The sequence below is a fragment of the Klebsiella sp. MISC125 genome, from assembly GCF_051131775.1.
In the GTDB taxonomy this organism is placed as follows: Bacteria; Pseudomonadota; Gammaproteobacteria; order Enterobacterales; family Enterobacteriaceae; genus Klebsiella.
In genome coordinates this window covers 1,995,653-2,009,950 of the sequence record NZ_CP180448.1, presented here as the reverse complement: position 1 = coordinate 2,009,950, position 14,298 = coordinate 1,995,653, and the positions used below count along the sequence as shown (strand labels likewise).

Below are 14,298 nucleotides of genomic sequence, written 5' to 3'. Positions count from 1 at the left end.
CTCACACCACGCGAACCGCGATTGGCGTCAGACCCTCTACGTTGCCGGTGATCACATCGCCTTTCACCACCGCGCCCACGCCTTCCGGGGTACCGGTGAAAATCAGGTCGCCGGGCTGAAGTTCGAAGAAACCAGACAGGTAGCTGATGGTTTCATTGACCGACCAGATCAGATGGCGGATATCGCTGCGCTGGTGATCTTCGCCGTTAACCTGTAACCAGATCCCTGCCTGATTCACATCTGCGGTATCGGCTTTATGCAGCGGCGCAATCGGCGCGGAGAGGTCGAAGGCTTTACCGATTTCCCACGGACGGCCCATCTGGCGCATCTCCATTTGGCGGTCGCGGCGGGTCATATCCAGGCCGGTGGCGTAGCCCCAGATATACTCATGGGCCTGCTCCAGCGGAATATCGCTGCCCTTCTTACCAATAGCCACCACCAGCTCAATTTCATAGTGGTAGTTATCGGTTTGCGACGGGTACGGCAGGTTCAGCGTTTCCCCTGCGGCAACCGGCACCACCGCATCGGCGGGTTTGCAGAAAAAGAACGGCGGTTCGCGATCCGGGTCGAACCCCATTTCGCGGGCGTGTGCGGCATAGTTACGCCCCACACAGTAAACGCGGCGCACCGGGAACTGCTCTTCGCTGCCAACAACCGGAACGCTAATCGGGGCCTGGGGTGCAAAAACGTATTGAGTCATGATTCGTTTCCTTATTTTTAATTTTTAATAACGCGCTTCGCGGAACAGGCCGAGAGCTTCCTGCACGGGACGATCCGAAAAGCTGAATAACACGGTATCTTCGGCGGAAATAAATGAGACGGCGTGCCAGGTCGGCACCACGAAGATATCTTTTGCCTGGAAAGAGAAAGTCTGCTCACCGATAGTGACCTGACCGCTACCTTCAACTACGTGATAGATAGTGCTGTCGGTGGTTTTCGCCGCGCGTGAGGTAAACCCTTTCGGCAACAGCTGCAGGAAGGCCCCCATCGCCGGCATCGGGTAGCCGCCGGTAACCGGGTTGACGTAGCGCATTTTATAGCCATCCCACTCGTCGGCATCGCCCAGACGCGTCAAATCGTGCAGCGCCTCGCGGCTGCGGTCATAGCGATAGTTAAAGATGGGCGAAGAGTTACCGACCTGATGGCGCAGCGGCAGCATATTGGCGGCGTAGCGCGGCAGATAATCCCCCTCTTTGCGGGTCACCGGCTGCTGATCTTCCGGGTAATCTTCAGCAAAAGCGCAGCCCAGATAGTTCACTAACGGCAGGTCGAGGCCATCAAGCCAGACCACCGGCTCATTGCCGGGGTTGCCGTGATCGTGCCAGCGCCACTGCGGCGTCAGGATAAAGTCACCGGCCCGCATTTGCGTGCGTTCGCCGTCGACGGCGGTAAACGCCCCTTCCCCTTCAACAACAAAGCGCAGAGCAGACTGGTTATGACGATGGCTTGGCGCGACTTCGCCGGGCATAATCAGCTGTAAACCGGCATACAGCGATGAGGTAATTGATGACTGTCCGCGCAGCGCCGGGTTCTCCAGCACCAGCACGCGACGTATCGCTTCTTTCGCGCCAATCAGCTCGCCGCTTTTCATCAGCAGCGGACGAATCTCCTGATAATTCCAGTAGGCCGGGGCGCAGGTGGCGTTCGGCGTTTTCGGCACCAGGTGGTGCAGGGATTCCCAAAGCGGCGTCAGGTTTTGGCCGGAAATATGCTGGTAAAACTGCTGACGACCGTTGTTTGCTTGCGTGGTGGATTGAGACATTATTCTTCTCCTTATTTATTCACGATGCCTGCAGAAGGCAGCGCGGCAGGTACAGATGTCGGGTTGCGGACGGCAAGCGTCAGCAGAATAAGCATCACGGCGCTAACAACGGCCGGTACAGCGATAACAAAAAACAGGGTGTCGAAAGAGAAATTCATCGCCATCATCATGCCGCCGGAGAGCGAGCCGACGATGGCCCCGCAGCGGCCCACGGCGTTTGACCAGCTCACGCCAGTGGCGCGGCTTTGGGTGGGATAGAGCGTTGCGGTCAGCGCATTCAGCCCGACCTGCGAACCGCTGATGCCGATACCGGTACCGAAAATCGCCAGCGCCATCAGCCACAGACCGTTCTCGCTCAGACCAATCATCACGATACAGACCGCGCCCATGGCATAGCTCAGCGCCAGCACCCGGAAAGGGTTGAAACGGTCCATCAGTACCCCGAGCAGCAGCGCGCCAAAGGTGCCGCCAATCTGGAAAGCGGCGGTAACCCACGATGCATGCTGTAAATCAATGCCGCGATGGTTGAGCAGCGTCGGCATCCAACTGGAGAGCAGATAGATAATCAGCAGGCTCATAAAGAACACCACCCATAACATCAACGTAATGGGTAACTGGCGGCCCACAAACAGCTGACTGATGCTGCCCTTTGCGCCTGCTGCGGGTTCATCGAGCCAGAAATGGGTATCGTCATAGCGCTCGCCGGTAATTGCGCTGACGGTTTTAGCGATAGTCGCCTGCGGTAACTGGCGACGGACCTGCCAGCGTGGGGATTCGGGAAGCAGCGGCACCAGCGCCACCGCCAGCATCAGCGGTAAAACACCGCCGAGTACCAGAATGCCGTGCCAGCCAATCAGCGGTACCAACTGTGCGCTGACTACGCCACCGAATGCCGAGCCGAGGGTGAATCCGCAAAACATCAGGGTCACCAGCGCGCCCCGCCGCCGGGCAGGCAGATATTCCGACGTCATGGTAATGGTATTGGGCATCGCACCGCCGAGGCCGAGGCCGGTCAGAAAGCGCAGAATGACCAACATTTGCAGGTCAGGCGCAAACGCCGAAAGCAGGCTAAACAAGCCAAATAGCGCGACGCAAAATTCAATCACCCGTTTACGACCAAAGCGGTCGGAAAGCGGGCCGCAGAGCAGCGCCCCGGCGGTTAAGCCCAGCAATCCGGCACCAAACAGCGGTGCGAGGTCGCTGGCAGTGAGCTGCCAGTGGCTACGAATATCCGGTGCGATAAAACCAATGGCGGCGGTATCGAAGCCGTCCAGCATGACGACCAGGAAACAGCAGATAATCACGCGCCACTGACGGGCACCGACCGGTGCGGTATCGAGCAGCTTTTGCAATTCATGTCGTTGAGTCATGGCTATGCCTCGGTGCAGGTAGAGGAAGATGTTGTATTTATTTCTTTTATGTTGCGATTTTGTAACCCGAGCAATGAAATGTACAATGGTATTTCGGGCATAGACATAACCTGGAGGTTATCGCTGATGGCAAACTGGACGCAAAAACTGAAGCTGCATCATCTGCAGATGCTGGTGGCGCTGGGAGAGCAAGGCAATCTCACGCAAGTGGCGAAAATGATGAATATTACGCAACCTGCGCTTTCCAAATGGCTCAGCCAATTTGAAGACGAAGTCGGTATGCCCTTGTTCGAACGCCACAGCAAAGGCCTGCGTCCCTCAGAAGGCGGAAAACTGCTGATACAGCATGCCCAGCGGCTGATTAACGATATGTCGCGATCGCAGTATGAAATCGAGCGTTTCAAGCAGGGCGGCCAGGTAGGTAGTCTGATGATCGGCTGTTCGCCAGTGGCGACCGACTGCGTCTCGCAGGCTATTCTTGAGCTGCTTAAAGAGATGCCAACTCTGCACCTGAATATCGAAGAGAAAGTGATGACGCCTCTGCTCAACGATCTGCTCGCTGGAGTGGTTGATGTGGTGGTGGGACGGGTCGGCGGGCGAGCGCTCGAGCTGCCGCTGAGCTACCGGGTGCTCTACACCGAGCCGGTGTGCTTCGTCGCCCGTCCCGACCACCCGCTGGCGGAAAAACCGCGGTTAAGTTGGGCCGACCTCGCCCACTGGCGCTGGATTGTCTGGCCGACCGGCACCCCGATTCGCCTGAGTATTGATAATGCGCTGGTGGATAATGGCGTAATGCTGCCGGAAAACACCATAGAATCGGCATCGATGAACGTCACCACCAACCTGCTACAAAGCAGCGATATGGTATCGATTCTTTCATTGCGCCTGGCCCAGCGCTACGCCGCGCAGCACCAGCTGGTGATTCTTAATTTGCCGCGCATTGAACAAAAAGGTAGCGTTGGCGTGTTCTGGCGAAAAAGTGAAGCGCCGTCACTTGCACTTAACCGCTTTCTTCATTATCTATCCCTGCAGCCGTCGCCCTGAAATCAGTATGGTCAAGTGTTCCAGATCTCTATCTCAGGTATGCGTAGAATTCATGATGTGATCGGTAGCACATTTTTGGGTTTAATTGTATGATGAATGTGGTTCATCAAGGGTTATTACCATGAGTCAATCACTGATTATTGTCTGGCAGTATCTGCGCGCTTTCGTGCTGATATATGCTTGTTTATATGCCGGTATTTTTATCTCCTCCCTGCTGCCGATAACGATCCCCGGCAGCATTATTGGCATGTTGATTTTGTTCTTTTTGCTGGCGTTGCAAATCATGCCCGCGCAGTGGGTTAACCCCGGCTGCAATGTTCTGATCCGCTATATGGCATTGCTGTTTGTGCCCATCGGCGTAGGCGTTATGCAATATTGGGATTTACTACGCGCGCAGTTCGGTCCGGTAGTGGTCTCCTGTGCGATAAGCACGCTGGTGGTCTTTTTGGTGGTCAGCTGGAGCTCGCACCTGGTTCACGGGGAGCGCAAAGTGGTCGGACAAAAAGGACGTGACAAATGATCCATGAAATCTGGTGGTCACTGCCGCTAACCCTGGCCGTCTTTTTCCTCGCCCGCAAGCTGGCGGCGCGGTTTAAATTTCCGCTGCTCAACCCGCTGCTGGTAGCGATGGTAGTGCTGATTCCTTTTCTGCTGATAACCGGTATCTCATACGAGCGCTATTTCCTCGGCAGTAAAATTCTTAACGACCTGCTGCAGCCGGCGGTAGTTGCTCTAGCCTTTCCTTTGTATGAACAACTGCACCAGATCCGCGCCCGCTGGAAGTCCATCATTACCATCTGCTTTATTGGTAGCGTGGTGGCGATGGTCACCGGCACCACCGTTGCATTGCTGATGGGTGCGACTCCGCAGATTGCCGCTTCTATTTTGCCTAAATCGGTCACCACGCCGATTGCCATGGCGGTGAGCAGCAGCATTGGCGGTATTCCGGCGATCAGCGCCGTGTGCGTTATTTTCGTCGGTATTCTCGGAGCGGTATTCGGTCACACCCTACTGAACCTGATGCGTATCCGCACCAAAGCCTCCCGCGGGCTGTCGATGGGTACCGCATCCCACGCATTAGGGACCGCTCGCTGTGCAGAGCTCGACTATCAGGAAGGGGCGTTCAGCTCGTTGGCGCTGGTACTTTGCGGGATTATCACCTCGCTGATTGCACCGTTTTTGTTTCCGATAATTTTGGCGATAGTCGGTTAAATGTGATTTAAATCACATTATTCAATGCAACACAAATTAGTTGCACAAACAATGAGATGTTTATCACATATACAGGTTACAACCACCCGTACACTAGATTTCCATTACATTGTTATGAGGCAACGCTATGCACCCACGTTTTCAAGCTGTTCTTCCCCAACTGGCGGCGGATCTGCAAGCGGCCATCGCCCCGATGCTGGCCGACCCGCATTTTCCGGCGATGCTCAGCGCCGGGCAAGTTGCAGCGCTGCAAAGCGCAACGGGTCTGGATGAAGACGCGCTGGCCTTTGCTCTGCTGCCGCTAGCGGCGGCCTGCGCCCGCGCTGACCTTTCTCACTTTAACGTTGGCGCGGTGGCTCGCGGCGTCAGCGGAACCTGGTATTTCGGCGGTAACATGGAGTTTCTCGGTGCTACCATGCAGCAGACCGTGCACGCCGAGCAGAGCGCCATTAGCCATGCCTGGCTGCGCGGCGAAAAGTCTCTGCAGGCGATTACCGTTAACTACACCCCTTGCGGCCACTGCCGTCAGTTTATGAACGAACTAAACAGCGGGCTGGCGCTGCGTATTCATTTGCCGGGTCGCGAGGCGCATTCGCTCCAGCACTATCTGCCAGACGCTTTCGGACCGAAAGATCTGGAAATCAAAACCCTGCTGATGGATGAGCAAGATCACGGCTTCCCGCTCAGCGGCGACGCGCTGACTCAGGCGGCGATTCAGGCGGCTAACCGCTGCCATATGCCTTACAGCAAGGCCCCGTCCGGCGTGGCGCTGGAGTTGAAAGACGGGACTATTTTCACCGGCAGCTATGCCGAAAATGCTGCCTTTAACCCGACTCTGCCGCCGTTACAGGGCGCGCTCAATCTGCTGAGCCTCAACGGCTACGATTACCCGGATATCCAGCGCGCTATTCTCGCCGAGAAGGCCGATGCGACACTGATTCAATGGGATGCGACCGTAGCGACGCTGAAAGCGCTGGGCTGCCATAATATCGATCGCGTACTGTTAGGCTAATCACAGACTGCGGGCCAAACGGCCCGCATTGCTGAAAATCCCCGCAATTAAACGACGGTTTCTTGCGCTTGCCCGGCGGGTAAAGTAGCCTGAAGGCTCCCTCGTTCACTATTGAGCCAAGTCCATGTTAAAGCGTGTGTTATACAGCCTGTTAGTCCTGTTCGGCTTGCTGCTGTTAACCGTGCTGGGCCTCGACCGCTGGATGAGCTGGAAGACCTCTCCCTATATCTACGATGAGCTACAGGACCTGCCCTATCGCCAGGTTGGCGTAGTGTTGGGCACCGCCAAGTACTACCGCACCGGCGTCATCAATCAATATTATCGCTACCGAATTCAGGGCGCGCTGAACGCCTACAACAGCGGCAAGGTGAACTATCTGCTGCTGAGCGGCGATAACGCGTTGCAGAGCTATAACGAGCCAATGACCATGCGCCGCGATTTGATTAAAGCAGGCGTCGATCCGGCGGATATCGTGCTGGATTACGCCGGTTTCCGCACGCTCGATTCGATTGTGCGCACCCGTAAGGTCTTCGACACTAACGACTTTATTATTATTACTCAGCGTTTCCACTGCGAGCGGGCGCTGTTTATCGCCCTGCATATGGGGATTCAGGCGCAGTGCTATGCGGTGCCGTCACCGAAAGATATGTGGAGCGTGCGACTGCGCGAGTTCGGCGCTCGCTTCGGCGCGCTGGCGGACCTCTATCTTTTTAAACGCGAACCGCGCTTTTTAGGCCCACTGATCCCTATCCCCGCCCAGCAGGAAGTCCCGGAAGACGCGCAGTCTTATCCGGCGGTCACGCCGCAGCAGCTGCTGGAATTGCAGAAAAAAGAGAAGTGATGTTGCTATCCGATGAAATATCGACTCTCAATATGCAATAACAATGACCGATGCTGAAAAGCACATCGGTCATTTATAGAAAGCCCCTATTGCAAATCTTTACCGTATTTTGGCGAGCGAGGACCGTAGAGGATACCATCTGGTGCCCGTGGGGTGAGTAGGCGCGTGTCAGCAATGCCTGCAATCTTATAGCTTCTGTCAGTCATTGTATTCACTATCTGGTCAACCGCTGCCTGAATAAGCATGCCTAAAATCGAACCTCCGCTGCCATCATTTTCGGTGCTGGAAGCCACCGCACTACCATTCCATAGCAATTTTCCGGTACGAAGATCCACAAGCTCTCCAGAAACGGAGACTCGCGTATCACTATTGATGACCTGGTACGAAGTTCCATATTCCGTTACCTTAAGATAAAGCACCGCATCGGCACCAAATATCTCTCTAAGCTTTTGGTGGCTGACACTATGCATTTCCTCGCCATTTACAACCCCGTTTTGTTTAAAGGTGTTCTCTACCACAGCAACAGGAAAAACATAATATCCAGACTCAGCAAGCGGCAACGTAACCTGAGAAAGTACGCCATAGCCTGCTTTGACGTCTGGTGATTCGTTTTTCGGCAACAGCACCAGAATACTCTTCGGCTTACTTTGCCTGAATGCCGTGTAGTCATAGGATTTTTTAGGTGCACAGCCGCTCAGCAACAGGGACAACAATAGACCTGCGCACAAAACATATAACTTTTTCATACTTTGCCTCCCTGCATTTTCTTCAACAGAAAATCCATAAACTGGGTGGATTCAGGAAACAGCCGTTTCTCCTGTTCAAATTCTGTCTTCGCCAGTTCCGGATGGCCTGTATTGATATATAACATCCCAAGATGAGCATGCAGCCCTGGAGGTACAGGAAGGGCCTTCGCGCGCGCTTTCTCAATGTCTTTTTTTAATATCTCAATTTGCTCTTGTGGCCCCATATCCAGAGCGTAATATTCATAAACCACAGGCTGGTATTCATTCCAGCTATAGAGTGGCTTTGGTCCGCTGGCGCAGCCATTCAATATGGTTACTACAAGCAATATAAAAACAGAGCGAATCATATTCATCTTTAACATCCATATTATTGCTTACAGCGATATTTCACCGTGTAAAAACGAGAAATATCGCAATCAGAGCCGTTATTTTGCCGGCGTCCACGCACCGCTTTCAATACCCGCAACCAGGTTATTCACGGCTTCGCGAATCGCGAGATCCAACACTTTTCCATTGAGGGTCGAGTCATAGCTCGCAGTACCGCCAAATCCAATCACTTCACGGTTAGAAAGCTCAAACTCCCCTGCCCCCTGGGATGAAAAAACAACTTCGGAAGTCTGAACATTCACAATATTCAGATTCACTTTGGCATAAGCGATTTGGCTCTTTCCTCTCCCCAAAATACCAAACAGTTGATGATCGCCGACTTCTTTTCGCCCAAACTCAGTAACATCGCCGGTAACCACATAGTCAGCGCCTTTCAGCGTCTGGCTGGTTCCCTTGATACTGGCTTCATTCTGTAATTCGGCCATGTTGCTACGGTCCAGAACATTGAACCGGCCAGTTTGTTGCAAATGTGTTATGAGAATGGTTTTTGACTGATTGCCCAAACGGTCAACCCCATCGGAGAATATACCGTTCATATAGTTGGAACGGTTATCAAATTTACCGACAGAAATTGGGCTGCGAGCGCCATGGTAGGGGGTATTCCAGGTAGCAACTTTAGCGACTTCAAGAGAGCGGGATGATTCTTTCGCACAACCGCTTAATAAGATGAGGCTTCCCAAGCCTACCGCGGCTATCATTTTCTTTAACATTTATGAGGTCCTTTCCATCATCAATAAAACAAACGAGTATAATATCCCTAGCTTGAGGAAAAATATATAAACATATGTTTACATTTTGCCAAAAATATTAATGTATTTCTGAGATGAAAAAACCAATAGCTACTTTCACAGCAATATCATCTTTCGTGATCCAGACCCGCAAAAAGTAAAAAGCTGCCCAAAGGCAGCTTTCATCAGGCCAGGAACTTATTTCTTCCGCGCGTACTTCAGTGAATCCAGCGCCACTGCGAAGATAATAATCGCCCCTTTAATAATGTACTGCCAGTATGGGTTAACGCCGATATAGGTCAGACCGTAGTTGATGACGGTGAAGATGATGACCCCGGTCACCACGCCGAATACGGTGCCGACACCACCGCTGAACGAAACACCACCCACCACGCAGGCCGCAATCGCGTCCAGTTCGTACATAAAGCCGAGGTTGTTGGTCGCCGAGCCGATGCGTCCTGCCTCCAGTAATCCGCCGAACGCGTAGAACACGCCGGACAGGGCATAAATCATCAGCAGGTTCAGGGCGACGTTAACACCGGAAACTTTCGCTGCTTCCGGGTTGCCGCCGATAGCAAAGATGTTTTTACCAAAGCGGGTCTTGTTCCACAGGATCCACACGAAGAAAACGGCAATCAGCGCATAGAAGGTGATATACGACAGGCGGAAGGTCCCTAACGCGATAAATCCCTGGGCAAACTGTGAGAAGTGGCTATCGAAACCAGAAATCGGCGATGCGCCCACGAAGTCGTAATACAGTGAGTTGATACCATAAACGATGATCATCGTGCCAAGAGTGGTAATAAACGGCGTTACGTTCAGATACGCAATAATAATGCCGTTGATAAGGCCAATCACTGCGCCAATCGCACAGACCAGCAGGATAACCAGCGGAATCGGCATCGTGGCCATTTCCGGGAACACCTTGTTGGCATTGTCCACCGCCTGCAGCATCGTCGCAGCGATAACCGCCGCCAGCCCAACCTGACGCCCTGCGGAAAGGTCTGTCCCCTGGGTAACAATAAGCCCGGCAACGCCGAGGGCAATAATTATACGCACTGAAGACTGAGTCAGAATATTACTTAGGTTCAGCAAACTTAAGAAAGTCGGGTCCTGGAAAATAATAATAGCCAGTAACACTAAAAGAACTACATAAATCCCGCCATCTTTCAGATAGGTGAGAAAACTCTTTTTATTTAACGCACTCATGGGAAGCCCCTGATCTTAAAGATGCAACGACGCAAGACGGAGAATTTCGTTTTGCGTAGTGGTTTTAGTCTCAACAATTCCGGCAACAAGACCATTGCTCATTACCAGAATACGGTCAGTAATACCCAGCAGCTCCGGCATCTCGGAGGAAATAATAATGATCCCTTTTTCTTTTTTTGCCAGCTCAGCGATCAGCTGATAAATCTCGAACTTCGCACCAACATCAATTCCGCGCGTCGGCTCATCGAGCATCAGAATTTCCGGCTGAGTTAATAGCCAGCGACCGATAATCACCTTTTGTTGGTTACCACCGGACAACGAACCAATTTGCGTATGCTGCCCTGGGGTTTTCACGCGCATCGAGTCAATAACCCACTGGGTATCGCTTTTCATGCGCGAGTTATCCAGTAGTCCGACCTTATTTTTATATTTTTTAATATTGGAGATCAGCGAGTTAAAACCGATATCCAAATAGGCGTAAATTCCCGTTGAACGGCGTTCTTCGGTAACCAACGCAAAACCATGGTTAATCGCTTCATTGGCGCTATGGTTATTAATTTTCTTGCCGTGCAGTTTAATGGTGCCGCTGGCTTTCTCGCGAATACCAAATAAGGTCTCAACGATATCGGTACGCTTAGCGCCGACCAGTCCGGCGATACCCAGAATTTCGCCTTTGTGCAGGTCGAAAGAGATATCACGGATTGACGGCTGGCGTAGCGAGGTCAAATTACGCACCTCGAGAATCACCTCACCCGGCGTATTCTCACGGCTCGGGAAGCGCTGGTTCAGGGAGCGACCAACCATCATGGCGATGATCTTATCCATATCCAGCCCTTCCAGCGGCTGGGTGGCGATCCACTGACCATCGCGCAGAATAGTAATTTCATCGCACAGCTGAAAAATTTCTTCCATCTTGTGGGAAATATAAACAATACCGCAGCCGCGATCTTTCAGCTTACGGATAATTTTAAACAGATGATTGACCTCTTTTTCGGTCAACGAAGACGTCGGCTCGTCCATAATTACGATTTTAGCGTTATAGGAAAACGCCTTCGCAATTTCAATCATCTGCATTTGTGATACTGATAATGTCCCCACGCGCGCCCGCGGGTCGATATCAATATCCAGTTCATCAAAGATAGCCTTGGTATCGCGATACATTTTGTCCTGATCGACAAACATACCTTTGGTGGGATAGCGCCCCAGCCACATGTTATCCATCACCGAACGTTGCAATACCAGGTTTAATTCCTGGTGAACCATTGAAATCCCGTTTTCCAGGGCTTCTTTCGCCGAATGGAAATCGATCTCTTTTCCCTGAAAAAGAATACTACCGGAATCTTTTTGATAGATCCCAAAAAGGCATTTTAATAATGTGGATTTGCCCGCGCCGTTCTCCCCCATTAATGCATGAATAGAGTGGGGACGAACCTTGAGGTTCACATTATCGAGAGCCTTGACGCCAGGAAACGATTTGTTGATGTCGCTCATTTCCAACAAATATTCGCCTGACCGTTCGCTATTATTGCTGACCATAGTTATACCTGGCTGCGTGCGTGCATACCCCAGCCGACGAATTAACGGCGCGCAGGGACGAGTTCTGTATCAGGAATAATCGGGCGTACAACACGTACGCCCGCAATTTATTAATCTACTATTTGCTGGTGAATTCGCTCAGATTATCTTTATCAACACCGACGTACGGTACGCGGACAATCTTATTCTCAATTTTCCAGTTAGTACCAGCAGCCGGTTCTTTACCGTCCGCCAGGTTTTTCGCCAGATCGAAGGTTGCTTTCGCCTGGTTGTTAGCATCGTTCAGCACGGTACCGGCCATCGCGCCAGATTTAACCAGTGCCAGCGCTTCAGGCAGCGCATCGACGCCGAATACCGGAATGCTGCTCTTATTGTGGGCTTTCAGCGCTTCTACCGCGCCCATCGCCATCGCATCGTTGTTGGCGATAACGACTTCAATTTTGTTAGCATTCGGGCCAGACAGCCAGGCATCCATCTTATCTTTGGCCTGAGCGGTGTCCCACATTGCGGTATCTAACGCCAGTTGCTGAGTTTTAAAGCCCTTGTCGTTCAGCTCTTTAATCACGTAGGTGGTACGCGCTTCAGCATCCGGGTGGCCCGGCTCGCCTTTCAGCAGAACAAACTGAATCTGACCGTCTTTATTCAGATCCCAATTCGGATTTGCTTTCCAGTGTTTAGCAATCAGGTCGCCCTGAATCACGCCGGACTCTTTTGAGTCGGTACCGACGTAATACGCTTTATCGTAGCTATCCAGAGCCTTACGGGAAGGTTCTTTATTAAAGAATACCACCGGCACGTTCTGGCCACGGGCTTTATCAATAACCGTGCCTGCTGCTGCCGGGTCAACCAAGTTAATAGCCAGCGCTTTCACGCCTTTTGCCAGCAGGACATCAATCTGATCGTTCTGTTTGGACTGGTCGTTTTGCGAGTCATTCATCAGTAGCTGGACGTCTGGCGCTGATTTGCCGTCTTTTTCGATTGCCTTACGCACCACCGACATAAAGTTGTCGTCATATTTATAAATCGTCACGCCGATACGGGTATCTGCTGCGTGTGCCGCGGCGCCAAATAACATGCTAGCCATTACAGCAGACAGGGTTAACACCTTCTTATTCATGGAATCTCCGGTTTTATTATGCAGGGTCTTTGGTGTGAAAATGGCTGGCGGGAGTGTTACATTGATGTTACCGCACAGCGACATTCACGACTGTAATTCGGTCTTCCGTGTAGGGTAACGCTCCTGAAAAACGGCTTTATCTATCGTTTAACTGCCGATGACTACTGTAAAAGTGATTAATCACCGTGACATAGTATGTTCAGACTCGTAAACGCAGCAATCATAGTCAGCTTAATGTTAACAAACTGTGAAATCACTCACAGATTGAAAGCGGTTACATCAGGCAGATAATTAGTTAGTGATCGAACCCACAATTTGCCTCTGCGCCACCGAATGTCGACGCACCAACGTCGGCATAAAGCAGTGGCTAGCCTCACGATCAAGCTTTCCAGCCGCACCCTGGAGCGCCAGCTCGGTCGCCAGTTTCGCCATCGACATAATGGGGTAGCGCACCGTCGTCAGCTGCGGGTCGGTGTAACGGGAAATCGGGATATCATCAAAACCGATCAGCGAGAGATGCTGCGGCACAGCAATGCCATTGTCTTTCAGGGTAGTCAATGCACCAGCCGCCATGCTGTCGTTGTAGGCAAAGACGGCGGTCAAACCAAGATTACGCCCCAGCAGTTCAACCATTGCGGCTTCTCCGCCCTGCATATCCGGCGACCCCGAACCGACCCAGCTATCGGGAGCGGTAATGCCCTGCTCATGTAACGCCCTGAGCCACCCTTCCCGACGCATATCATCATCTTCAATACCGTGATTGGAAGAGAGGTAGCCAATGCGCTGGTGACCATGATTGAGCAGCATTCGGGTTGCCATCAACGCGCCGCTAACGTTATCCAGCCCGACGCAGCGATGGGCATATCCCGGCACAATGCGGTTAATCAGCACCATTCCCGGCATATGTTCCATAAAATCACCCAGTTCCGCGTCGCTCAGCGCTTTGGAGTGGACAATCAGCGCCGAGCAGCGCTGGCGAATCAGCACTTCAATGGCGTTGCGCTCTTTTTCCGCTTCATGGTAGCTATTGCCGATCAGCACATATTTCTGATGCTGCTGGGCGACGGTATCCACGGCTTTGACCAGTGCGCCAAAAAAGGCATCCGATACGTCCATTACCACCACGCCGATGGTATCGCTGACCTGCGTCGCCAGCGCCTGAGCGTTGGCATTGGGCCGATAACCCAACTGCGTGACCGCTTTCATTACCGCTTCTCGCGTATCCGGACTCACCAGCGCACTGTTATTGAGCACACGCGAGACCGTCGCGACGGAAACACCCGCCTGACGGGCGACATCACGAATGGTGATCATACTCACCGACCTTTAGAGAA

The 14,298-nt window shown here is 52.4% G+C and carries 15 protein-coding genes; 5 read left to right on the top strand and 10 right to left on the bottom strand.

The features are described from left to right. Position 1: 1 nt before the first annotated feature. The 3 genes from ACMYSL_RS09580 to mhbT are packed head-to-tail and all read right to left on the bottom strand — an operon-like array spanning position 2 to position 3,132. Entirely contained in the window at positions 2-700 is a 699-nt protein-coding gene (locus tag ACMYSL_RS09580; RefSeq protein WP_434662394.1) for a fumarylacetoacetate hydrolase family protein, read from the bottom strand. Between the two features lie 24 nt (positions 701-724). After that, the gene (gtdA, locus tag ACMYSL_RS09575; protein ID WP_434662391.1) at positions 725-1,762 is read right to left on the bottom strand and encodes a gentisate 1,2-dioxygenase; all 1,038 of its coding nucleotides are present in this window, start codon (positions 1,760-1,762) and stop codon (positions 725-727) included. Between the two features lie 11 nt (positions 1,763-1,773). Next, on the bottom strand, positions 1,774-3,132 hold the full coding sequence (gene mhbT / locus ACMYSL_RS09570; RefSeq protein ID WP_434662389.1) for a 3-hydroxybenzoate transporter MhbT: 1,359 nt from the start codon (positions 3,130-3,132) through the stop codon (positions 1,774-1,776). A 126-nt stretch (positions 3,133-3,258) separates the two neighbouring features. Between mhbT and ACMYSL_RS09565 the strand changes: the two genes are divergently transcribed. The 5 genes from ACMYSL_RS09565 (at position 3,259) to sanA (ending at position 7,241) form a co-directional block, all read left to right on the top strand. Continuing rightward, on the top strand, positions 3,259-4,176 hold the full coding sequence (locus ACMYSL_RS09565) for a LysR substrate-binding domain-containing protein (RefSeq protein WP_434662386.1): 918 nt from the start codon (positions 3,259-3,261) through the stop codon (positions 4,174-4,176). 121 nt (positions 4,177-4,297) lie between these two features. Next, the gene (locus ACMYSL_RS09560) at positions 4,298-4,696 is read left to right on the top strand and encodes a CidA/LrgA family protein (RefSeq protein ID WP_112213099.1); all 399 of its coding nucleotides are present in this window, start codon (positions 4,298-4,300) and stop codon (positions 4,694-4,696) included. Continuing rightward, positions 4,693-5,388 (top strand): CidB/LrgB family autolysis modulator, encoded by a 696-nt coding sequence (locus ACMYSL_RS09555; protein ID WP_434662385.1) that lies wholly within the window; start codon positions 4,693-4,695, stop codon positions 5,386-5,388. The genes ACMYSL_RS09560 and ACMYSL_RS09555 overlap by 4 nt, the downstream gene beginning before the upstream one ends. Positions 5,389-5,515: 127 nt before the next feature. Next, positions 5,516-6,400 (top strand): cytidine deaminase, encoded by an 885-nt coding sequence (gene cdd, locus ACMYSL_RS09550; protein WP_182207380.1) that lies wholly within the window; start codon positions 5,516-5,518, stop codon positions 6,398-6,400. A gap of 124 nt (positions 6,401-6,524) precedes the next feature. Next, a complete protein-coding gene (sanA, locus tag ACMYSL_RS09545) occupies positions 6,525-7,241 on the top strand; it encodes an outer membrane permeability protein SanA (RefSeq protein ID WP_182239957.1) in 717 nt (238 codons plus the stop codon). Positions 7,242-7,327: 86 nt separating this feature from the next. Here the strand turns inward: sanA and ACMYSL_RS09540 are convergent, their stop codons facing one another. The 7 genes from ACMYSL_RS09540 to galS form a co-directional block, all read right to left on the bottom strand. Beyond that, positions 7,328-7,987, bottom strand: a complete 660-nt coding sequence (locus ACMYSL_RS09540) for a DUF799 domain-containing protein (protein ID WP_182207382.1) — start codon at positions 7,985-7,987, stop codon at positions 7,328-7,330. Continuing rightward, positions 7,984-8,340, bottom strand: a complete 357-nt coding sequence (locus ACMYSL_RS09535; RefSeq protein WP_182207383.1) for a DUF4810 domain-containing protein — start codon at positions 8,338-8,340, stop codon at positions 7,984-7,986. Before ACMYSL_RS09535 ends, ACMYSL_RS09540 begins: the two co-directional genes overlap by 4 nt. Before the next feature lie 72 nt (positions 8,341-8,412). Then, a complete protein-coding gene (locus ACMYSL_RS09530; RefSeq protein WP_182207384.1) occupies positions 8,413-9,084 on the bottom strand; it encodes a CsgG/HfaB family protein in 672 nt (223 codons plus the stop codon). 216 nt (positions 9,085-9,300) lie between these two features. Further along, complete coding sequence (gene mglC, locus ACMYSL_RS09525; RefSeq protein WP_434662381.1) at positions 9,301-10,311, bottom strand: galactose/methyl galactoside ABC transporter permease MglC; 1,011 nt, start codon at positions 10,309-10,311, stop codon at positions 9,301-9,303. A 15-nt stretch (positions 10,312-10,326) separates the two neighbouring features. Then, positions 10,327-11,847, bottom strand: coding sequence for a galactose/methyl galactoside ABC transporter ATP-binding protein MglA (gene mglA / locus ACMYSL_RS09520; RefSeq protein ID WP_110272399.1), 1,521 nt, complete (start codon positions 11,845-11,847; stop codon positions 10,327-10,329). Between the two features lie 118 nt (positions 11,848-11,965). Further along, positions 11,966-12,964, bottom strand: coding sequence for a galactose/glucose ABC transporter substrate-binding protein MglB (gene mglB / locus ACMYSL_RS09515; RefSeq protein WP_110272398.1), 999 nt, complete (start codon positions 12,962-12,964; stop codon positions 11,966-11,968). Positions 12,965-13,255: 291 nt separating this feature from the next. Then, the gene (galS, locus tag ACMYSL_RS09510; RefSeq protein WP_112213092.1) at positions 13,256-14,278 is read right to left on the bottom strand and encodes an HTH-type transcriptional regulator GalS; all 1,023 of its coding nucleotides are present in this window, start codon (positions 14,276-14,278) and stop codon (positions 13,256-13,258) included. Positions 14,279-14,298 lie beyond the last annotated feature (20 nt).